Origin of the sequence: Streptomyces glaucus (genome assembly GCF_039533365.1) — a bacterium.
Lineage (GTDB): Bacteria > Actinomycetota > Actinomycetes > Streptomycetales > Streptomycetaceae > Streptomyces > Streptomyces glaucus.
The window spans coordinates 47,032-67,733 of record NZ_BAAATK010000015.1 but is presented as its reverse complement, the minus strand read 5'-3'; the positions used below and the strand labels follow the sequence as shown (position 1 = coordinate 67,733).

The 20,702-nt window shown below is 68.9% G+C and carries 19 protein-coding genes and 2 pseudogenes; 9 read left to right on the top strand and 12 right to left on the bottom strand.

The genetic code is table 11. The features are described from left to right. Window position 1 precedes the first annotated feature (1 nt). A complete protein-coding gene (locus tag ABD363_RS13895; RefSeq protein WP_344603106.1) occupies window positions 2-1,219 on the bottom strand; it encodes a DUF262 domain-containing protein in 1,218 nt (405 codons plus the stop codon). Between the two features lie 581 nt (window positions 1,220-1,800). Continuing rightward, window positions 1,801-2,115 carry a hypothetical protein gene (locus ABD363_RS13890; protein WP_344603105.1) on the bottom strand — a complete coding sequence of 105 codons (315 nt, stop codon included), beginning with the start codon at window positions 2,113-2,115 and terminating at the stop codon, window positions 1,801-1,803. Window positions 2,116-2,774: 659 nt separating this feature from the next. On the opposite strand from ABD363_RS13890, the gene ABD363_RS13885 reads away from it, so the two are divergent. Next, window positions 2,775-3,583, top strand: a protein-coding gene (locus ABD363_RS13885; RefSeq protein ID WP_344603104.1) for an IS5 family transposase whose coding sequence is annotated in 2 segments (ribosomal slippage) — window positions 2,775-3,128 and window positions 3,131-3,583 — 807 coding nt in all. Because the reading frame shifts where the segments join, the coding sequence is not laid out codon by codon here. A 108-nt stretch (window positions 3,584-3,691) separates the two neighbouring features. On the opposite strand, the gene ABD363_RS32635 is transcribed toward ABD363_RS13885, so the two are convergent. Continuing rightward, on the bottom strand, window positions 3,692-4,063 hold the full coding sequence (locus ABD363_RS32635; RefSeq protein ID WP_425577985.1) for a winged helix-turn-helix domain-containing protein: 372 nt from the start codon (window positions 4,061-4,063) through the stop codon (window positions 3,692-3,694). Then, window positions 4,029-4,280 (bottom strand): helix-turn-helix domain-containing protein, encoded by a 252-nt coding sequence (locus ABD363_RS13875; RefSeq protein ID WP_344603100.1) that lies wholly within the window; start codon window positions 4,278-4,280, stop codon window positions 4,029-4,031. The genes ABD363_RS32635 and ABD363_RS13875 overlap by 35 nt, the downstream gene beginning before the upstream one ends. Before the next feature lie 83 nt (window positions 4,281-4,363). Here ABD363_RS13875 and ABD363_RS13870 point away from each other — a divergent pair, with 83 nt between their 5' ends. Together ABD363_RS13870 and ABD363_RS13865 are read left to right on the top strand one after the other, a co-directional pair. Beyond that, entirely contained in the window at window positions 4,364-4,783 is a 420-nt protein-coding gene (locus tag ABD363_RS13870) for a spore-associated protein (protein ID WP_344603098.1), read from the top strand. 198 nt (window positions 4,784-4,981) lie between these two features. Continuing rightward, window positions 4,982-5,779, top strand: a pseudogene (locus ABD363_RS13865) (transposase); the annotation flags it as partial. Window positions 5,780-7,082: 1,303 nt separating this feature from the next. Here ABD363_RS13865 and ABD363_RS13860 read toward each other — a convergent pair. Continuing rightward, a pseudogene (locus ABD363_RS13860) lies at window positions 7,083-7,519 on the bottom strand (ATP-binding protein). Between the two features lie 1,082 nt (window positions 7,520-8,601). Between ABD363_RS13860 and ABD363_RS13855 the strand changes: the two are divergent. After that, a complete protein-coding gene (locus ABD363_RS13855; RefSeq protein ID WP_344603096.1) occupies window positions 8,602-9,822 on the top strand; it encodes a lipase family protein in 1,221 nt (406 codons plus the stop codon). 251 nt (window positions 9,823-10,073) lie between these two features. Here the strand turns inward: ABD363_RS13855 and ABD363_RS13845 are convergent, their stop codons facing one another. After that, complete coding sequence (locus ABD363_RS13845; protein WP_344603094.1) at window positions 10,074-10,541, bottom strand: SUKH-3 domain-containing protein; 468 nt, start codon at window positions 10,539-10,541, stop codon at window positions 10,074-10,076. Window positions 10,542-10,699: 158 nt separating this feature from the next. On the opposite strand from ABD363_RS13845, the gene ABD363_RS13840 reads away from it, so the two are divergent. Beyond that, entirely contained in the window at window positions 10,700-11,005 is a 306-nt protein-coding gene (locus ABD363_RS13840; protein WP_344603093.1) for a hypothetical protein, read from the top strand. 89 nt (window positions 11,006-11,094) lie between these two features. Here ABD363_RS13840 and ABD363_RS13835 read toward each other — a convergent pair whose 3' ends face one another. Together ABD363_RS13835 and ABD363_RS13830 are read right to left on the bottom strand one after the other, a co-directional pair. Beyond that, on the bottom strand, window positions 11,095-11,370 hold the full coding sequence (locus tag ABD363_RS13835) for a helix-turn-helix domain-containing protein (protein WP_344603091.1): 276 nt from the start codon (window positions 11,368-11,370) through the stop codon (window positions 11,095-11,097). Window positions 11,371-11,459: 89 nt separating this feature from the next. After that, window positions 11,460-12,434 carry a GNAT family N-acetyltransferase gene (locus ABD363_RS13830; protein ID WP_344603089.1) on the bottom strand — a complete coding sequence of 325 codons (975 nt, stop codon included), beginning with the start codon at window positions 12,432-12,434 and terminating at the stop codon, window positions 11,460-11,462. A 1,723-nt stretch (window positions 12,435-14,157) separates the two neighbouring features. Between ABD363_RS13830 and ABD363_RS13825 the strand changes: the two genes are divergently transcribed. Next, window positions 14,158-14,616: a nuclear transport factor 2 family protein gene (locus tag ABD363_RS13825; RefSeq protein WP_344603087.1), complete on the top strand. Its 459-nt coding sequence runs from the start codon at window positions 14,158-14,160 to the stop codon at window positions 14,614-14,616. 312 nt (window positions 14,617-14,928) lie between these two features. On the opposite strand, the gene ABD363_RS13820 is transcribed toward ABD363_RS13825, so the two are convergent. Both ABD363_RS13820 and ABD363_RS13815 read right to left on the bottom strand, forming a co-directional pair. Next, window positions 14,929-15,243 (bottom strand): hypothetical protein, encoded by a 315-nt coding sequence (locus ABD363_RS13820; RefSeq protein ID WP_344603085.1) that lies wholly within the window; start codon window positions 15,241-15,243, stop codon window positions 14,929-14,931. A 94-nt stretch (window positions 15,244-15,337) separates the two neighbouring features. Next, a complete protein-coding gene (locus ABD363_RS13815) occupies window positions 15,338-15,742 on the bottom strand; it encodes a hypothetical protein (RefSeq protein ID WP_344603084.1) in 405 nt (134 codons plus the stop codon). A 175-nt stretch (window positions 15,743-15,917) separates the two neighbouring features. On the opposite strand from ABD363_RS13815, the gene ABD363_RS13810 reads away from it, so the two are divergent. The 3 genes from ABD363_RS13810 to ABD363_RS13800 all read left to right on the top strand — a co-directional run bounded on the left by ABD363_RS13810 (window position 15,918) and on the right by ABD363_RS13800 (window position 19,513). Continuing rightward, window positions 15,918-16,340 (top strand): helix-turn-helix transcriptional regulator, encoded by a 423-nt coding sequence (locus ABD363_RS13810; protein WP_344603082.1) that lies wholly within the window; start codon window positions 15,918-15,920, stop codon window positions 16,338-16,340. Between the two features lie 5 nt (window positions 16,341-16,345). Continuing rightward, the gene (locus ABD363_RS13805; RefSeq protein ID WP_344603080.1) at window positions 16,346-16,762 is read left to right on the top strand and encodes a VOC family protein; all 417 of its coding nucleotides are present in this window, start codon (window positions 16,346-16,348) and stop codon (window positions 16,760-16,762) included. A 324-nt stretch (window positions 16,763-17,086) separates the two neighbouring features. Next, window positions 17,087-19,513: an excinuclease ABC subunit UvrA gene (locus ABD363_RS13800; protein ID WP_344603078.1), complete on the top strand. Its 2,427-nt coding sequence runs from the start codon at window positions 17,087-17,089 to the stop codon at window positions 19,511-19,513. A 159-nt stretch (window positions 19,514-19,672) separates the two neighbouring features. Here ABD363_RS13800 and ABD363_RS13795 read toward each other — a convergent pair whose 3' ends face one another. Together ABD363_RS13795 and ABD363_RS13790 are read right to left on the bottom strand one after the other, a co-directional pair. Then, window positions 19,673-20,155 carry a DUF3618 domain-containing protein gene (locus ABD363_RS13795; RefSeq protein ID WP_344603076.1) on the bottom strand — a complete coding sequence of 161 codons (483 nt, stop codon included), beginning with the start codon at window positions 20,153-20,155 and terminating at the stop codon, window positions 19,673-19,675. After that, the gene (locus ABD363_RS13790) at window positions 20,152-20,523 is read right to left on the bottom strand and encodes a phage holin family protein (RefSeq protein ID WP_344603075.1); all 372 of its coding nucleotides are present in this window, start codon (window positions 20,521-20,523) and stop codon (window positions 20,152-20,154) included. Before ABD363_RS13790 ends, ABD363_RS13795 begins: the two co-directional genes overlap by 4 nt. Window positions 20,524-20,702 lie beyond the last annotated feature (179 nt).

Below are 20,702 nucleotides of genomic sequence, written 5' to 3'. Positions count from 1 at the left end.
GCTAGCCTTGCGAAACGACGCTTTTCAGCATGTCGCTGATCAGCTCGTCCCTGCGCTGCACATCTTGAGGATCGGTACGGCGACCATCGAAATCCTCTTTATGATCATCGTAAAGTTTTTCTAGCCGCTGATTCACCTCTTCCCGCGAACCTCGCAGCTTCTCGGCGTCGTCAAGATGCTGGCTAAAGGCCGACATGACGCAGTCGTAAGCCAGGAGAGTGGGACGCGGAACCCATACCCGCCCTCTCGGACGATCTCGCCTGATGTAGAAGACCCGCTCGCCGAGTACGTCATAGGCCAAATCCATGGTCGCAACAAAAATGCGACCCAACTCGTCTACAAGTTCCTCCGAAAACGTGGAGTTCGCTTTTTGCCAGTACCTGTCGAGAAAGATTCTCATATTCCGCAGCGCGCCAACACTGGTCCGCTGACGGTGGGCAAAGAAGCGGAGCACTGTTTCAATGTCTTCCATGCTCTGATAACGCGCATCATCGAGCACCTCCTCCCGGACTCGACCCGAGCTTAGTTCCCTCTCGTCCGGCTCGGGGATTCCCCAGGCTTGACAAAAGCTGGGAGTTCTGGCCAACTCGGCAAGCTTTTTATTGAGAGGGCCACGGGAGGCAGCATTGCGTTGCTCTTGAGAGGAGAGCGAAATGCCTCCTGTGTTAATTCTCTCAAACACTAGCTCTTTCAGTCGCTGCGCTTGGGCGTCATCTCGCGCTGTCTCGTACAGCAACACGATGCTTGACAGGTAGCGCCGGTCAATTCCTTGACGGATCTGCAGCGGAAGCGACGAGTAAGTCATCCCATCCAATTCGCTCCAATATTCCAAACCGGTAAGAACGAGGTCATCTGAATAGAAGTCGGCCAACGCCGTCAGGCGCTGCAAGCCGTCCATCACTTCGTATCTTGCATACTCGAATTCATAAAGAAAAATAGGAGGCACAGGGACGTTCATAATAAACGATTCGATCAAGCGAGATTGCTTTTCCTTGGACCACCTTCGCCGACGCTGATACTCGGGTTGCAATTCATACCGCCCCGAGCTAATAATCGAAGGCAATTCGGGCAGTTGCGTTCTAGCCTGCTCAGTTACAATTCGAACGTCACCGCTAGTGTACTTTTTTACAATATCTTCTTGCGTGACGGCTTTCCTGTCGCGCTCGACTGGGACAACTAGATCCAGACTTTCATTTGCAAGGAGGCCGCGGGTCAACATATTTTTTTCCTCAGTCGCAGTTGGCGGTTGAAACGTACGCAAAAGACATTTGTCTCTGACTGCCCTCTCCTAAAAGGTGGTTGTCAATCCGGAGCAAGCGCGATCCGGGACTGTGGTAGTCAGTCCTCTCCCCCAGTACGGTCATGGAGAAACAGGATGCCCCAACGCACTGCTCCGCTGCAGGTAAATCGTCAGCATGGCCCGGCGACGTCAGGGCCGCGCTAGATCATGGCTGTAGGCGTGCGCCCGCGTACACCTGGCGCAGCTTTCCAAGCTGAGGGCTCAGGCACCATCATCCCGTGCCGGCCGTCCTGGCTTGCTCCGGTCGACGGCACTGGCAGCATGGTGGAGGCCGGTGGTGGTGCCGCGAGACACACGCGCACCTGGTCGGTCAGCCCCCCGCCATCGTGGCTGGCTGTCGTCGGCTGAGGTTCGTGCCACAACCGTGCCAGATGCAGGGGTCAGCCACGGTCAACGCCGGTGCCTCGCGGTCGAGTAGCCGCCCGCTGCCTCGGCCTGCGAAGCCGCAGGTCAGGCGTGAGGTCCCCCAGCCTCTCTCCTAAAGTGGTTGTCCAGCGCGCTCAGCGCGTCCACACCCGTTGGAACTCTTCGGCGGGGATGGCCTCCAGTGGATCCTCTTCAAGGTCGATCGCCTGGTCTGTCAGGAAGCCGTGCTCGTCCTCCAGGTGCTGCCAGCTGTACCGGTGGAGCTGGCCGGCCGAAGTCAGCTCAGCTTGCTTGATGACGATCAACTCACCGCGGTCAGGTACGGCCTCGATGTACCACAAGCCGCCCTCCTCGTCAGCGTGACGGAAGTGGTGCCGCTGGGTGGCGGCTTCATCGAGTGCTCGGAAGTACGCCACGGTCTCTGCTTTGATGCGCTCCAGGTCAACCACGAGACCATCGTGTCAGCGAGCGCACGCGGTGCCCCGTTCTGACATCCACTAGTGACATCAACGGCGCCGGACGCCAGCACTCCCAGGCGGTTTGGCACGGCCAGCGCGGCCAGGCGGCTCCCCGGCAGTGCCACGCAGTGATCGAACTCCTAAAGCGGGTGTCGCAGGTTCGAATCCTGCCGGGGGCACAGAGCAAAGGGCCAGCTCAGGAGGGGTTCCCTCCCAGGCTGGCCCTTCGGCGTCCCATGGACTGTGCCACACGCGTGTCACTACGTGGAGAAGTTCTGGTCCGGGTGGGGCAGGGCCTTCGGTACGAAGAGGCTCAGCCGAAAGGTGGTCGGTTGCGTCTGGCGTCCACAGAGCCTGTCGACTCGCACCGCCGTCCAGTCGATCTGCGTGTCCGACGCTCGGAGACGGCGGATATGAGCATGCCACTCCGCCTCGTCCTGGGTTTCGAAGAGCACCTCCCAGCAGCCCGTGTCAGGTGCGAAGCGAGGAGCGGACCGCTGCGCTTCGTTCTGCTGCTGACGCCTTCTTTTGCGCTGCCCTGGCATTGGCCCAGCATCGTCGGCTTCGACCGTGACAGCAAGGCCATTACCCGTCCCTAAGACGTCGTTTCAGACGTCGTTTCCAATGGCTGATCGCTTGTTGAGCGGTATATGACAGATCTGATCGAGCGGTTGGTGCCGGACAAGTTGTGGACGCTGCTGCGGCGGGTGGTCCCGCCGCCGGAGGTCATACGCCCGCAGGACGGCGGGCGCCGACGGGTCGGGGACCGCGCATGCCTGGCGGCGATCATCTTCGTGGCCACCTCGGGCTGCACATGGCGACAGTTGCCGCCGGTGTTCGGCCCGGCCCGGCCCAGGGTCCACCGGTGCTTCGGCCGGTGGAGCCGGGACCGGGTCTGGGCCCGGCTGCACCGGGTCATCCTCGACGAACTCGGCGCGCGGGGTGAGCTGGACTGGTCCCGGTGCGCGCTCGACTCCGTCAGTGTCCGGGCGGCAAAAGGGAGCCCTTGACCGGACCGGATCCGACCGACCGTGGCAAGAGCGGATCGAAGCTTCACCTGATCACCGACCGCACCGGCGTGCCGCTGTCGCTGGGGACATCCGGCGCCGGCCTGCACGACAGCCTCGGCCTGCCGCCGCTCGTACGGGGGACCGCGCCCATCCGCTCCCGCCGCGGACCCCGCCGCCGGCGTCCGGCCAAGCTCCACGCCGACAGGGGATACGACTACGACCACCGGCGGACATGGCTTCGCGAGCGTCGCATCCGCCACCGCATCGCCCGCAAGGGCATCGAGTCCTCCACGCGGCTCGGCCGGCGCCGCCGGCTCGTCGGGCGAACGGTCTCCCGGCCGGCCGGCTACCGAAGGCTGCACCGACGTCACGAACGAAAGGCCGAGCACTTCCTGGCCTTCGTCGGCATCGCCGCAGCCCTCATCAGCTACCGCCGACTCACCAACTGAAACGACGTCCAACAGGAGCAATTCGTCAGCTCCCCTGTACTGACCGTGACGATTGTGGATATGCATCTGTGGGAGCGGCCGTGGACTCGAACCACCGAGGCCGCCGTGCTACGACCAGGTCTTCGCCTGCGTCGGCGTCTTGGAGATTCCGGTTTTGTCCTCCCGGACGAGCCACCCTCCACGCCGCCGCGAGTCCTCCACGCAAGACGACCCCTCTTCGGCCCACCCGGCCACCGTCTCGTCGTTCCGCTCCATCGCCCGACTGGCCGGAACCTGGCGGGACCAACCGATAGTGACCAGCAGCTTGGGCCCACCCTGGGCCGTGGAGGTCATGCGGAAACGCCGTCCTAGCACCGTCTTCGCATGGCTCAGGGGCCAGCGCCAGTCTTCCCGGCTGTGCGCGGCGGGCCCTTGGTCGACGCGGCCTCCAGTCGCCCTCCTCCTCCTACAATCGCCGCCACCGCTGCACCGACCGGGCACTCACCCGCAGGCCTTTGACGATCACCGAGCACGACTCGCCCTGGGCGAGCCGCTCCGCCGCCCGGAGCCGAAGTTGCTCATCCCACTGCCAGTTGGGCGGCCAGCCCGTCCCTTGTGCATACCGCCTGTTCGAGCGATACCCGGTGGGTGGCCAGTCGTCAGCCGTTATCACAACGCGGGTGCAACCCGGGGAAACGGGGCAGGTCGCGTGACGCATGTCATGCGAGGAGGTGTTGCCAGGTGTTGCCGCGCCCCTGCCACAACCGGCATGATCTCCATACAACTGACGGGAGATCAATTATGAAGAATTACAAGCGACTTGGTTCCGTTGCGGCCGTCCTTGGCCTCACGGCCGCCGGGATGGCCCTGAGCGCCGGCACTGCCCAAGCAGCTTCCTATAATGGCGCCTGCGGCTCCGGCTACAGCGTTATCGATTCCATGAATGTCGTCGACGGGACTGTGTACCTTACGTACAATGCGTCCAATGGCTACAACTGTGTAGTGACCGTCACGAACACTCCGGGCACTCCAGATGTAATGGGCGCCAACCTGCGCCTCTCCAGAAATGACAATGTGTGGACGTCCACCGAAGAGGACTCCGGCACTTACTCGTATTACGCGGGACCCCTCTACAAGTACGCTCCGAACTCCTGCATCGACTGGGGTGGGAGAGTCGCCTCCAACTACACGCGAATCAATTACGATGACCACTGCGGGTGACCTACCCTGCAGTTACTGACCTTGCATGCGCTGATGTCGTCAAGGCGGTCGGCATCGGAGGCCGGTGCCGGTCAGGAAACCGTCAAGGACGTCATGGCGGTGCGTAGGCCGACAGTCAGTGAACCTCTTCCATCCTGGATTGTCAGGTGAACCGGGCTGGCCGGAGGCGGTGACGCGGCGAAGCCCCTCGTCGTCGGTGTGCTGATCTCACTCAACACGCCGACGGCCGGGGGCTTCGTTGGTTTCGTGTCCTTCCGCGCTCGATGTCCCGCACGAGCTGGTCGAGCACGTCCCATGGCTCATCTGCGCCCGAAGGCGTGAACGCCGCGCGCCCTGGCGCAAGGTGAGCTGTTTCCGTCGGGCACAGCTCGCCCTTGCCCACCTGCGCAAGAAGGAAAGGCTTGCCCAGCCCAGCGCAGGGTTCGGCGTCTCCGAGGCGACGGCCTGGCGGTACGTGGACGAGACGGTCGACGTCCTTGCCGCCTGGACGTCCGGCCTGCGCGAGGCCCTGACAGGCCGGGGCAAGGACGACTTCGTGATCCTGGACGGCACTCCGATCCCCACCGACCGGGTCGCCGCGGACGAACCGTACTCCTCGCAGAAACACCAGAAGCACGGCATGAACGCGCAGGTCGTCGCCGCACCCGACGGCACACCCCTGTGGTTCTCATGGGCCCTGCCCGGGCGCACCCACCACCTGACCGCCGCCCGCGCCCATGGCGTGATCGAGAACTGCCTCACCCGGCAGATCCTCGTTCTGGCCGACCGTGCCCACCAGGGCGCCGGCGCCACCGTCCGCACCCCTACCACCACCGCGAACTGCCCGAGCACCACCAGCGGTACGACCAGGACCACGCCCGACTGCGCGCCCCCGGCGAACGCGCCTTCGCACAGTCGAGAACCTGGCGTCGACTTCGTCGAGCCCGATGCTCGACCAACCGCAACGGACACATCGTCGCCGCCGTCCACACGCTCCTGATCCACGCATCCAGAGGATCAAGAAGGCTCACTGGGATCGGAAAAAGGGTTCACCCCAATCAGCCCCGAAAGCGTTAATTGCACGCAGCGACTGGACCGCCGATCCCTTAAAAGCGCCTCTGGCGTAAGGGCAGTGAATGACCCGTCAGCCCGGGGAGCCAAGTCATTGAAATCGGCTCACTTGCACAGCGCAACCCGAGGACCTCAAGGACATACAGAAATTCCGATGTCACATCTCCATCCGGCTTTGCCGTCTCAGTCAAGATGCGGCAGATGTCAAGGACAACCTCGCCCTTGACAGAGGGGCGATATGCGAGGGCCATAGGGTTCGGGGGGTCCAGGAGCCCAGAAGCCGCCAGGAGCTGGATGTGGTTTCGGACCGTTGTAGCGGGCACGGAAAGGCGCTCAGACAGGCCCGGCACATTGACGAACCTTTTCCTTGCGTTGACTCGACCGTAGCCAGACTCGACCCAGCAATCCCTCTTGCGGACCAACCGCCTCGATATCCTTCACCGAAACTCCACCCAAGATCAGGGAGCTGATCCCTCCTCGGCGTGCCCTTGACGCCCGAAACGACCTCATGCACCGTTCGGCGGCCAGAAATGGCGTCTCGGGCGACATGTAGAGCGATCTTGGATTCATCGCCCGAGAGCAGGATCCTCAAATCCTTATCGATTCCCTCGGAATGCTTCCACAGGGTCCGGCCACTGATCAGGCGCGACCAGTCACGCACCAAATCGCACGTGAAGTCGAACTTTTTGCGCTCCGTCTCTTCGTCGGCGTAAAGGCCGGTGTGCGACATTCCTTCGAGCACATCCAGGGTCTTGCCTGAAAGGAACTTGTGTTCGTCCGGCTCGGACATGGCGCCTCCTGACCAGCCGTAGCTCAACACGCAGCGCGGAGTCTTACAGCCGCCACTGGCAGTCGGAGGGCACGTGTCCTATCTCAGGCGGCGCATGGGGGGATGTGAGGTCGCGCGGAGGAAGCAGTGCCGGAAGGACGAGAGTCCAAGTCGTACCCGCAACCGCACCGGATCGAGCGGGGAGCAGCGGGGAGCAGCGAGGAACCACGGTGAAGACGCCCCCTCCCACCGAGCCGCCGAAGCAGCCAACCGCTCAGGTCAGCGCCCAGGTCAGCGCTCGAATCGGCCCCGAATGACCGCAGCTTCTCAAGCTGAGAGCGCGAGTTCGATTCTCGTCACCCGCTCCAAGCAAACCCCCGGGCCAGCGGCCCGGGGGTTCTTTGTTGCCCAGACCGGCACGGCGGTGCCGCACCACATCCGGCCGGCCATGGGTACCCCGCGGGAACCCTTCCGGCTGCCTCAGGACGGCCAGGCATCGGCCATCTCGAAGGAGACCACCGTTCCGCCGAAGCGGCTGGGCCCGGCATGCCACGACGCGGCGATGGAGTCGACCAGGAGCAGCCCGCGCCCGTGCGCGTCGTCGGCGTCGGGGCGCCGCAGCCGCACGTTCGCCGGGAAGCCCGGGTTGTGCACCTCGACCCGGAGCGAAGTCCCCTCGCGGAACCACTCCACCCGGACGAGCCACGGGTCGTCCGACCGGCCGTGGAGGACGGCGTCGGTCACCAGCTCCGGGATCATCGGCGCGCAGTCGTCGACCGAGCAGGCCGGCGCGTACGGAGCGATGAACTTCCGGAACCAGCGCCGGGCCCGCGGCACGGACTCCGCGACGGGGTGCAGGGTCATCGCGCCGAGCCTCGGCGAGTCCCCGCAGGGTGGCGGTCGATCGTGCAGGCCATCCGTACTCACTCCCTGCCGCTGCCGTCGCAGTCGAGGCAGCGGGGCCGTGTCCCTTCTTTACTTCGTCACCGGGGCCGCGCGCCGTCGTCCGCCCGCGCCCGTAAGGGGGGCGAAGACCAAGCCGGGGCTGGGGTAAGAGGGCGATGCCGGGGTCAGAACCTCGTCGTGGCCGGGACGGTCGGCTCCACCTACGTGAGGCGCCGGCCGGGTATGACGTGGGTTTGCTCAGAAGAGCCTCAGGACTTCCACTTCGTACGCCAAGAAGCAGGAGATCGTGTCATGGTCATCCCACGCGAGCACGCGAGCGAGGTGTCCGCAGGCGACTGCGGGCGTTGACGAGGGAGACGTACATGTTCGGAACGATGGATGCCGGAGCGGTGATCGGCATGGTTCTCACGATCGTCGCTGTCCTGGGACTCGGCATCGCTGCGGTCCGCTGGCTCAAGGCACAGAACCGGTAGTTCGGAGCCACCTCCGAATCGTTCCTCGCTCTGCGAGGCGGCTCGCCCCTTGGCGGTCGTCAGCACCTTGGAAGGCCACCCGGCAAGAAGCCCGGCTCGTCCCTGGCACGGTGGTCACACCGTGCCAGGGACGGGCCGATCGGTTCGTCCCGTCAAGGTTTGCCCGCCTCCTCCAGGCGCCAGCCCCAGGACGTCATGATCCACTGATGGCCGAGTACGCCTGGCCCACGGGTCCTGAAGCGGGTGTCGCAGGTCCGACTCGTGCCGGGGGCACGGAGGGAAGAGCCGACTCGGGAGAAGTTTCCTCCGAGGCCGACCCTTCGACGTTCCGGGGGTCGTGCCGCACCCGTGCCACACCCGTGCCACTACGCGCTACCAGGTCTGGAGCCCCATCTCTCAGGGCGTGTCCGACGGGTCGCGTGACACAGCACCGCCCATCGACGTCCCGGACGAAGCCCTGGTGGCCCCCGCCCTCGGCCCGACCCGTCCGCTGCCGAACTGTACGGTCCGCTCCCCACACCCCTCGGGATCCCCTACGGGCCCCCGAGGGGGTTTCCCCCTCTGAGGTCCGGGGGATCGCTCCATGTCCCGGCGGAGCGGCCGACGGGCATGATCCATCCATGATTTTACGACGCACAAGTATCCGGATTCTGGCTGGTGCGGCGGTCCTCGGCAGTGTGTCCGCCCTGGTGGCTCCGGTCTCGGCGGCGGCCGGCTCCCACAGCGAGCGGGCACGAGGCGGGGCCGTCGTCTCCGTCGAGCAAGCGGCCGATCTCACAGCGGAGGAAGTGGCCGGGGAACTCCGGGGAAAGATCGACTCCTCCCAGGTCCGCTACGGCGTGACCGCCTATCGGGTCATCTACCGCACCACTGACAGCGCGGGCGCCCCCACGACCGCGAGCCAGCTCGTCGTCCTCCCCAAGAACGGGGCGCGCCACCTGTCCACCGTCTCCTGGCTGCACGGCACCACCGTCTACCGCAAGGACGTCGCCTCGGAGAATCCGAAGTCGAACGACCGGCTCGTCGCCCTGCTGTTCGCCTCGACCGGGCGGGCCGTTTCGGCACCCGACTACGTGGGCCTCGGCTCGGGCGAAGGCTTCCACCCCTACGGTGACCCTCGGGCCACCGTCGCGGCCTCGGTGGACGGCCTGCGCGCAGCCCGGACCCTCGCCCACCGGAACGGCCGGGAGCTGAAGCGGAAGGTCCAGGTCAGCGGGTTCTCGCAGGGCGGCCCCGCGACCATGCTGGTAGGCCGGGCGCTTCAGCAGGAGGGCGCCGACCGCTCCTTCCGGCTGGGGGCACTCGCCCCGGTCAGCGGTCCCTACCACCTTTCGGCCTTCGAGGCCGCCGCGGCCGACGACAAGATCGCCAAATCCGGCATCTACCTCGCCTACTTCGTCACCGCCTGGAACAAGATGTACGGCCTCTACACGTCGCCCGGCGACGTCTTCCGCTCCCCCTACGACAGCAAGGTGGAGGGTCTCTTCGACGGCCATCACACCGCTGGGCAGATCGTCAGCGAACTCCCGGCGGCTTCCGAGGACCTGTTCACCGAGGACTTCCTGAACAGGATCCGCAAGCCCGACGGTGTCCTGAAGGACAAACTGCGTCCGATGGACAACACGTGCGACTGGCGGCCGAACGTACCGGTGGAGATCTTCCACGGCCGGGGCGACAAGGACGTCGACATCAGTCACGCGGCGTACTGCGCCGACCAGTTGACGAGGAACGGTGCCACACACCGGCTGACCGACATCGGCGAGTACGACCACAACGGATCGGTGCGGCAAGCCCTGCCTCGGATCGTCAGGTTCTTCGACGAGTCGGCGAAGACCGGCTGAGCGCGCCACCGCCAGCGGCTGCCCGAGCGGCTCGACGCCGTCCGCAACGACAGGCTGCCCGGCCTTCACACCCTCGCCGCCGGCGTCGACCGCGACCGTGACGCTGTCCTCGCCGGTCTCACCCTGCCCTGGAACTCGGGCGTCGTGGAGGGACACGTCAACCGGATCAAGATGCTCGAACGGCAGATGTTCGGCCGAGCCGGATTCCCGCTGCTCCGGGAGCGAGTCCTGCTCTACAGGCGACCGACGCGTCAGGGCGGCTGTCCCGCTGGCTCGTACCTCTCGTCGATTCGGCGAGGAGCCACGCCGAGAACCAAGTTCTCCAGGGCGTGAGGCATCGGTCCGAAGCAGGCGACCCAGGTCTCGACGAGATAGATCACGCCTGCTTCATCGATGCCCAGGAAGAATCGGCCGTGGTCCAGCTCGCCGAGCGGGTACAGATGGCGCCCGATCGCTTCGCCCCACTCCGTGAATCGGTCATCCTCGCCCCAGGCCAGTTCGGGGTTCAGCTCGAACGGCGTGCGCGCACAACTGATCCCTGGCCCGCTGACGTTCACGGTCAAGCCGCCGAACTCTTGCAGGAAGGCTTCCGCAGCGTCGTGCATGGCGAGGCCGACTGCTTCGAACATGGATCGCCAGCGGGTCGTGTCCACCTTCCGTCCAGGCGTCCATCCCGATGCCTTCAACACCTCGTCCACCTCTGGCGACCAGCTACTCATCTGGGCCCGGACTCCTCAGCCATGGGTGAGCATTGATCATCTCAGCGGCCGACGTCACTGAACAGTGTGCGACCGCTTCACGGAAAGCGGGCCGGACCCCGTTCGCGTGGACACAGCCGGCGTGTACGGTGCCCACGACGCGGGGAGAGGGAGGAGCCGTGACTGATCGGTCCTGGCGGTTGATGCAGGGAGACACCCATGTGGGAACCCTCTTGCTCGACCACATCGACCAGCCGTGGCTTCACTGCCGCTTCACAGCCACAGCGGCTTGGGATTCCGTGCGCCCCGTCTTGGCGGCGTGGACGCAAGCCGTGGAGAGCGATGACAGCAACGAGCTTGCGGTGGACGAGGCCCTGGAAGCCGTCGATGCGCTGCAGCTGGCCCTGGTGGCGGTCGCTGGCTCGGAGCGCATCGACGACTTCTTGATCCACGTCGAAGGCGACACCGCCCGTTTCCGCTACTGATGCCCCACGGCCGGGCCGTATCGCTTTCCGTCTCGTTCAGTCTCACTCACGGCCGTTCGGACGCGTCCCGGAGCCGTCCCCGGAGAGGATCACGCCGCCGCGCTGCCCTGATGGCCGCCGGCCGGTATGCGTAGGGTGTGGCCGCCGAAGTCCGCGACCGGATCCAGCCTCCCGCCGAGCCTCTCCAGGTAGTGGGCGACGACGTCCGGGGTGGCCCCCTCACCGTGTTCGATCTGGGAGATCCTGGCGACGCCGACTCCCATCCGGGTCGCCACGTCCCGCTGGGTCAGCCCTGACTGCTTGCGCGCCTCGGCGAGCCGGTGGCCACGTGCCCCGGCGGGAAGCCGGCGAGGCCCTGTCTCCACCTCGGCGGCAGGTCGTCCGGCGTGGAGTCCTGGTGTCGGTCGTCTCCTGACGGCATCGGGTCTTCCCCGGAGCCGGGGTGGCGGTGGTCTCAGCGCCAGTCGTCGATCACGTAGGCGTCCGGGTGGCTGTAGCCGGGTTCGTTGGGCTTGTGCATGGCCACGCCTTGCAGCCAGGTACGGAAGCCGCGGTCGGCCATGCGCCGGTAGGCGTCCTGGCGGGCCAGGTTCATTCCGGCGTCCAGTTGTCCCAGTCCTTTCTCGGTGGCCAGCTGCTCGCACGCGTCCAGCAGTCGGTCGAACCGGTCCGCGGCGTCCGGGCCAGGGCGTACGGCTCCGAACTTGACGAAGCACACGTCCTCACCGGCCTCCGATCCCGCTCCGCAGTGGCAGACGGCCAGACCGTCGAGGCCGGCGTCGGCGCCTTCGAGGAGGAGGGTGTCACCGAGCCCTTGCGCCTGTACGGCCGTGATCTCGCGTTCCAGGCTCAGGCCCTCGTACACGGTCCCCGTCAGCGCGCGGCCGAGGCTCAGCGCGGCGGGCCGCTCGGCGGCGGTCAGCTCGCCGTACAGCACCCGGCCGGGGACCGCGGCACCGGCGGTGACCTGCTTCTTCATGATGGCGGTGAGGAATCGGGGCCAGAAACCGTACCGGCGGTAGAGCTCGAGGTGCTTGGGGCTGTGCGAGAAGGTGAACAGGCCGAGGTGGCGGTTTCCCCAGGTGTCGAAGCAGGCCATGACCGGTTCCATGAGGCGCCTGCCGATGCCCTGGTCCCACAGGTCCGGGCGTACGGTCAGCGGGCCGAAGAACCCGACGCTGCCCCAGTCGGTGGCGAAGTTCGTTCCGACGACCTCGCCCTCGACGGTCGCTGCGAAGGCCGCGTGCGGATCCGCCGCCCAGCGGGTGCGGACATAGTCGGCGGTCCCGAAGAAGGTCTCCGGCTCGGGGGCCCCGAGGAAGGTCCCGAAGGCGACCCTGAAGATCTCGTCGGCCCGGTCCAGGTCCGGCTCGGCCAGCGGGCGGACCGACACCGGGGCGGCGACACTCGTTCGCTTCGCTGCGGGCATGGTCGTTCTCCTTTCCGCCCCCGGTTCCATCGCACCACGGACCCGCGCCGCGGGCGAAACGACGGGTCCGGCGGCGGCTCAAGGACCGAGCGGCCGCGTTCCCCGACGACCGGGCGGCCGTCCTCCGGCCGATCGACGCCCCGCCGGGCTCCGTTCGCCGGGGCTTCCGAGGTGCCGGCGGAGCGCCGGCTGCGCCCGCTCCACCGCCTCGCCCCGCCACGGCCGTCACCGTCGTCGGCGAGTTCGCCCAGCGGACTGCTGGAGTCCGCCATGGCCGCTCGGCCTCGACTGGGTGATGTCGTCGTGGTGGCCGGCGCGGAGTCACTGGCCGGCGGTTCCCGTCCGGTGCCGGTGCCCGTGGTGGCGACCGGTCCGGAAGGAGCCGCGGATCAGGCGGTTCCCGGCGTCCGCAGCTGACATCGACCACACCGGGCGGAAGGCGCACCCGCCCCCGGGGATCCGCGCCCGGGGGCCGGCCCGGGCCGGGAACCCCTGGTCACGGACCGTCCCGTGGACGCGCCGGACAGCGCCCTCGCCGACGGAGCCGTGTTCGGCCGGCCCTCCGTGCGGCTCGTCGTCGCCTGCCGGTCCCGACGCGGGCGGGCGCGGCCTTCGACGTGCGGGGCCGCGCCCGCCGCAGCGGGAGCGGGGCGGTGCCGCAGCGCGGTGGTCAGCTCTGCGCGAGGTTCGCCTCACAGGTGGCGCACCTTCGCACGGCATGCCGCCTCGGATTGCCCGCGGTGGCGGTCGCCGGAGAAGCACTGCTCAACCGCTCCCAGAGGCCGGGCGGAGGATCGGGGATCCATCCCCAGCGCGGCGGCTGTACGTCGTCCTCGGTCATGTGGTCGCACCATCCGGGCCGGTGCGCGACCTGGGCCGGGGAGATCAGGATCGTGTCCTCCGGGTGAGTACGCCACTGTGTCCGCACGGACGCGCCCACCGAACGCGGGGCCGCCGACGCCGGCGCGGACGAGCCCGGCGGGCATTCGCAGCCGAGCCCGATGACGATCCTGCCGCCGCACTCGTCGCAGCGTTCTGCTTCCACTGGTCCCCTACCCCCTTCACGCGGTGCCGGATCCGGCCCGGCGGACGACCTTCCCGTCGGACTCGGCGAATCCGAGTGACTCGTGGAAGGCCCGTGCCCCTGATGGTCCCTGTCGGTCAGCCGCTCCATACGGCTGTGTCCGGGCCACCGTGGCGGCGACGGCGCGGAGTTCGCCCATGGGACGGGCCCCGGCGCCCTGCCGTGGGCAGCGTGTCACATCCTGCCGTGGGCAGCGTGTCGCGCCCTGCCGTGGGCAGCCTGTCGCGGACGGGCAGCTCCTCGAGGAACGGGGGCGCGAGGAGCCGGCGGCCGGCCGGAGGAACGTGTGGGCGGCGGGTCCGACGTCCCCGGTGAGCCGTCGGACGGCGCGGGGACTCCCGCGGTCGCCGGTCGAGGGGACGCACGGTGGACGGCGTGGAAAGGCCGCGGTTCCTGCCGGACCCGGGGTTCCTGCCCGCCGCGGGCGCCCCGCGGAAGCGGTGCCCGCGGCGGTGTCGGCGTGGTGCCGCGGGCCGCTCCCGGTGCGACCGCCGCCGTTCTCCGGCCGCCGTCCCGCCCTGTCGCTGCCGGCTGCTCATTACCCCGTGGGTAATCGACCGCTGCTGCCTTCCCTGGCAGGGTCGAGCACACCGGCGGGAGTCCCCGCCGGGAGCCGGTCGCAGCCGTGAGGAGAGCGCCATGTCCACCAAGCCCGTCGCCGCCGGGGTGAGTCCGGACGTCCCCGCGGGTTCCGTCGCCGAGGCCACCCGGGCCGTCGTGCGGGAGTTCCTCGCCGCCCGGATGGCCGGGGACACCGGGCGGCTCGTCGAACTCTTCGCCGACGAGGTCGACTGGCTGCTCGCCGAGAACCCCGCCGTCCCGTGGATCCGCCCGCGGTCCACCGCCGCCGAATGCGCCGCCCAGGTCACGGACCTGATGGAGCACACCGTGCCCGAGGACGCGCGCGCCTCCGTCGACGCCTTCCTCGTCGACGGCACCGACGCCGTCCTGACGGGGCACGTGTCGGGGACCGTACGTGCGACGGGGAAGTCCTTCGCGGGCCCGTTCGCGCTGCGCCTCACCGTCGAGGACGGCCGGATCACCCGGCACCACCTCTACGAGAACAGCCTGTCGATCGCGGAGGCCTGCACCCCGTGAGGGCACGGACCGGCCGGGCCGGGTGAACGAACGCCGGCCGCGTCGCGCGGAGCGGCGGCCGGGGCACCGCCCCGCGGTCCGGTCCCGCGAGGAACACCTGCGCGGGACCGATCCGGCGGGCCCCCTCCCCCTGCGTCGGCAGCGATCGTTCCCGGCCCCGAACCACGCGGGCGGGCGGCGGCCGTTTCCGTACGGCAGCGGAGCACCGTCCCCCGTCAGGGCCGCGGCCGACCGCCGGTGGCCACCGGCGGTCCCGTGACCGGCGTTCCGGAGCGCGGCGAGCCCGCAGCCGGAAGTCCGGGACGGGGCCGCTCACCGAGTCCACACCCGCTGGAACTCCTCGGCCGAGATGCTCTCCAGCGGGTCGGCCTCGGGGTCGATCGCCTGGTCCGTCAGGAAGCCGTGGTCGTCCTCCAGGTGCTCCCAGCTGTACCGGTGGCACCGGCCGGCCGGAGTCAGCTCGGCCTGCTTGACGACGATCAGCTCGCCGCCGTCGGGTACGGCCTCGAGGTACCACGAACCGCCCTCCTCGTCGGCGTGGCGGAAGTGGTGCCGCAGGGTGGCGTTCTCGTCGAGTGCTCGGAAGTAGGCCCTGCTCTCCGCTTTGACGCGTTCCGGATCGATCACGGGTCCATCGTGCCGGCGAGCGCGGGTGCGCCGTGCCGACGTCCACGGGCGGCATCGACGGCGCCGGACGCCGGCCCTCCCGGACGGTGTGGCGTCAGGCGCCGGTCCACCGCACGTCTCGTTTCACGGAGGCGATCACGGCGGCGACCGCGGCGGTCGCGGCGAAGCTCCCCACCATGACCATCAGCACGCCGATCGCGAAGAGGCCGCTGGCATCGTCCGACCAGTCGTAGCAGGTGGCAACGGTCAGGCCGGCCGCGGTGCCGAACGCGGCGCCGATGACGTGGCGCCGGGAGGCCGCCCAGTACACCGGTATCAGCAGGGTCAGCACCAGTCCGATCACCTGCCACGCCTCGTACGGGCCGGTCGTCGTGCCGTCGGGGTGCACGTCGCGATGCTGGTCCCAGCCCAGCCAGGCGGCCCACGCCACCAGTGACACCCCGGCCGGCACGAGTACCGGCAGCAGTCGTCGAACGGGCTTCTGCATTCCTTGGCTCATGCCGCCAGCGTTTCGGCTCACCCGGTCACCGGCCAGAGCGGGAGTACTCAGGTACGGCCGAGTACATGAGGCAGGGGCGGATCGCGCCCCCGGCGGCCGGGGGCGCCCGGCCGGGCGCCCCCGGTACTGCCGAGCGCCCCCGGAGCGCCCGGTGCCGTGGGAAGGTGGTCGGGTGATGCTGGAGGACCTCGTCCGGCTACGCCGGGCCCGTGACGTGATGGACCGCGACTACGCCAAGCCGCTCGACGTTCCGGCGCTGGCGCGTGTCGCCCTGATGTCGCCGGGCCACTTCTCCCGCAGCTTTCGCGCCGCCTTCGGGGAGACGCCGTACAGCTATCTGATGACGCGCCGGATCGAACGGGCCAAGGCGCTGCTGCGGCGGGGCGACCTGACGGTGACGGAGGTCTGCTTCGCGGTCGGCTGCACCTCGCTGGGGTCGTTCAGCTCGCGGTTCACCGAGCTGGTCGGCGAGAGCCCGAGCGCGTACCGGGCCCGCCGTCATGACGAGGGCGCCGCCGTCCCGGCCTGCATCGCCAAGATCTACACGCGACCGGTCAGGAATGGAGAAGCCGCGGCCGTCTCCCCGCCCGTAGCGTGACGCGCATGGACATCAAGCTTTCGCAGTGTTTCGTCGCCGTCGACGACCACGACCAGGCGCTCGCCTTCTACCGGGACGTTCTCGGCATGGAGGTGCGCAACGACGTCGGGTTCGAGGGGATGCGCTGGGTGACCGTCGGGTCGCCGTCGCAGCCCGATGTGGACATCGTCCTCGAACCGCCCCTCGCGGACCCGAACGCCTCGCCGGCCGACCGGCAGGCCGTGGCGGAACTGCTGGCCAAGGGCCTGCTGCGCGGTGTCATCTTCCAGACCGACGACTGCGACGCCACCTTCGAACGCATCCGCGCCGCGGGCGGCGAGGTGCTGCAGGAGCCGATGGACCAGCCGTACGGCGTCCGTGACTGCGCCTTCCGCGACCCCTCCGGCAACATGCTGCGCTTCACCCAGTCCCGCAAGCGGTGAGCTCCGGGCCCGGATGGTCCGGGCCCGGAGGCCGTGGCTGGAATTCCCCGGCCCGGATGGTCCGCTTCTTGCACCGGGGCACGGCTTCCGGCCATGGTCAGCCGGCTGGGGCGTCGCATCGCCCCGACCGGCCCCGGCCGGTGGCGTCGGGGCGTCCGCCGGGAGGCCGTGCCGCCGCGGGGGGGACCGGACGGAGAGAGACGGACACAGCGGAACAGACGCAGGAGCACCGGACGTGCTGCTCGGGTCCGGGCCGGACCGGACCGGATCGGGCGGCGCCGGCGGAGGCCGTGAAGGCGGCTCCGCCCCACGGATGGAGACACGATGAGCATGGCCCCGAGGGCGGAGGCGCGGTCGTCCGCGCCGCACGTCGCCGACAGCCACGATCTGATCCGCGTGCACGGCGCGCGCGAGAACAACCTCAAGGACGTCAGCGTCGAGATTCCGAAGCGCCGGCTGACGGTGTTCACCGGCGTCTCCGGATCGGGCAAGAGCTCGCTGGTGTTCGACACGATCGCGGCGGAGTCGCAGCGGCTGATCAACGAGACGTACAGCGCCTTCGTGCAGGGCTTCATGCCGACGCCGGCCCGGCCCGAGGTCGACGTGCTCGACGGGCTGACGACCGTGATCAGCGTGGACCAGCAGCGGATGGGCGCCGACCCCCGTTCCACGGTCGGCACCGTCACCGACGCCCACGCCATGCTGCGCATCCTCTTCAGCCGGCTCGGGCAGCCGCACATCGGCCCGCCCAGCGCGTACTCCTTCAACACCGCCTCGGTCCGGGCCAGCGGCGCGATCACCGTCGAGCGCGGCGCCAAGAAGGCGGTGAAGGCGACCTACCAGCGCACCGGCGGCATGTGCACGCGCTGCGAGGGCCGGGGCTCGGTCACCGACTTCGACCTGTCGCAGCTGTACGACGACGGCAAGTCGCTCAACGAGGGCGCGCTCACGATCCCCGGCTACAGCGTCGACGGCTGGTACGGCCGCATCTTCAGCGGCTGCGGCTTCTTCGACCCGGACAAGCCGATCCGCGAGTTCACCGGGCAGGAGCTGCACGACCTGCTCCACAAGGAACCGACCAAGATCAAGGTCGAGGGCATCAACCTGACCTACGAGGGGCTGATCCCCAAGATCCGGAAGTCGTTCCTGGCCAAGGACCGGGAGGCGATGCAGCCGCACATCCGGGAGTTCGTGGACCGGGCGGTCACCTTCACCACCTGTCCCGAGTGCGACGGGACCCGGCTCAGCGAGGCGGCCCGGTCGTCGAAGATCGACGGGATCAGCATCGCCGACGCGTGCGCCCTGCAGATCAGTGACCTGGCCGAGTGGGTCCGCGGCCTGGACGCCCCCTCCCCGGACTCCGCGAGCCGCAGGCATCCGACGATGGCGCCGCTGCTCGCCGCGCTGCGGCAGACCCTCGACTCGTTCACGGAGATCGGCCTCGGCTACCTCTCGCTGGACCGGCCGTCCGGCACGCTCTCGGGCGGCGAGGCGCAGCGCGTCAAGATGATCCGCCACCTCGGCTCCTCGCTGACCGACGTCACCTACGTCTTCGACGAGCCGACCATCGGCCTGCACCCGCACGACATCCAGCGGATGAACAGCCTGCTGCTGCGGCTGCGGGACAAGGGCAACACGGTGCTCGTGGTGGAGCACAAGCCGGAGACGATCGCGATCGCCGACCACGTCGTCGACCTCGGCCCCGGCGCCGGCACGGCGGGCGGCACCGTCTGCTTCGAGGGCACCGTCGAGGGGCTGCGGGCCAGCGGCACCCTCACCGGCCGTCACCTCGGCTACCGGGCCGCCCTGAAGAAGACGGTGCGCGAGCCCACCGGCACGCTGGAGATCCGCGGCGCGACGACGCACAACCTGCGAAACGTCGACGTCGACATCCCGCTCGGGGTGCTGGTGGCCGTCACCGGCGTCGCCGGTTCCGGCAAGAGCTCGCTCGTCCACGGCTCCCTCCCGGCCTCGGCGGACGTGCTGTCGGTGGACCAGTCGCCGATCCGCGGCTCCCGGCGGAGCAACCCGGCGACGTACACCGGACTGCTCGACCCGGTCCGCAAGGCGTTCGCGAAGGCCAACGGCGTGAAACCGGCGCTGTTCAGCGCCAACTCCGAGGGCGCCTGCCCCACCTGCAACGGCGTCGGCGTCGTCTACACCGACCTGGCGATGATGGCCGGTGTCGCCGTCCCCTGCGAGGAGTGCGAGGGCAGGCGGTTCCAGGCGTCGGTGCTGGAGTACCGCCTCGGCGGCAAGGACATCAGCGAGGTGCTGGCGATGCCGGTGGCGGAGGCCGAGGAGTTCTTCGGCGCCGGCGAGGCGCGCATACCGGCCGCGCACACCATCCTCGGCCGGCTCGCCGACGTCGGGCTCGGCTACCTCACCCTCGGCCAGCCGCTCACCACGCTGTCCGGCGGTGAGCGGCAGCGGCTCAAACTGGCCGCCCACATGGCGGACAAGGGCGGCGACCGGCTCGTCCACGTGCTCGACGAGCCGACCACCGGTCTCCACCTCGCCGACGTCGAGCAGTTGCTGGGCCTGCTCGACCGGCTCGTCGACTCCGGCCGGTCGGTCATCGTCGTCGAGCACCACCAGGCGGTCATGGCGCACGCCGACTGGATCATCGACCTCGGTCCCGGCGCGGGCCACGACGGCGGCCGGATCGTCTTCGAGGGCACCCCCGCCGACCTCGTCGCCGCCCGCTCCACCCTCACCGGCGAACACCTCGCGGCCTACGTCGGCGCCTGACACCCGGCCGAGGCCGGTGCGGCCGCCCCGGGGTGAGCGCGGGCCGGGCCCGCCGGGAGCGGGGAGGGCGCCGGACGGCCCCCCCCCGGGCGATCGTCGCCCGAGGGGCCGTCCGGTGCGTCCGGGGGCGCTCCCGGCGCCCTCACCGGTGCCGCCGGCTCACTTCTTCCCGCGGCGGCAGGCCAGCCACACGACGACCGCGGTGCCGGCCGCGGCCAGCAGCCAGGTGCGGTTGCCGCGGGCCGCCTCGGCGGTCCGGGCCGCCTGCTGCCGCACCGGCTCCGGGGCCTTCTCCTGGATCGCCTGCCCGGCCTGGGCGGCCTTGATCCGCGCCTGCTCGGCGGCCTGCGCCGCCTTGGCCTTCACCGGGTCGGGCACCTTGTCCTGCACCTTGCCCTGCACCTGGTGCGCGACGTCGGTGGCCCTGGTCCTCAGCTCTCCGGCCTTGACGCCGGCCTGCTGCCTGACCTGGGCCGCCTTCTCCTGAGCCAGGGTCTTCTTCTCCTGGAGCCGGGCCTTGACGTCCGTCTTCCCCGCCAGCGCCTCCACCGTCCGACCGAGCTCCTGACGGGTCTGCTCGACCTGCTCCCGCAGTTCCTCGGGGCCGGCGGCGGTCCGTTCGTCGTGAGGGGGCTGGGTCATCGCTGTGCACTCTCCTTGATCTCGGCCACGTCGGCCTTGACGCTGTCGATGGTCTGCTCGGGGGCGGGCGGGGTGCCCTGGCCGATCTGCTTCTTGCCGGTGAGGGCCAGGACCGCGGTGATCACGCCCAGTACGGCCGTCATGATCAGCGCGGCGGCCCATACGGGCAGCGGCACCGCCAGAGCGGCGATGGCGGTGGCCACCAGCGCCTGGAGGGTCAGGAAGCCGACGACGCCGGCGCCGCCGAACAGGCCGCCGCCCTTGCCGTAGTGCTTGCCCTTCTCCTTCATCTCCGCCTGCGCGAGCCTGAGTTCGCCGCGCACCAGCTCCGTCAGCTGCTGCGAGGCCCGCTGCACCAGCTCGCTCACCGGCTCCGCACCGGAGTCATGCCGGTCTCGCCCGGTCCCGGTGTGCGTCTGCGCACTCGACACGACGATCACCTCCCGTCTTCTGGTCCGTGCCACCCGGGCCGTACCCGGGCCCGTCGCACCTGGTGGACCCACGGGTACCCCGAACGACCCGGTTCAGGGCAGCTCGCACAAGTCCT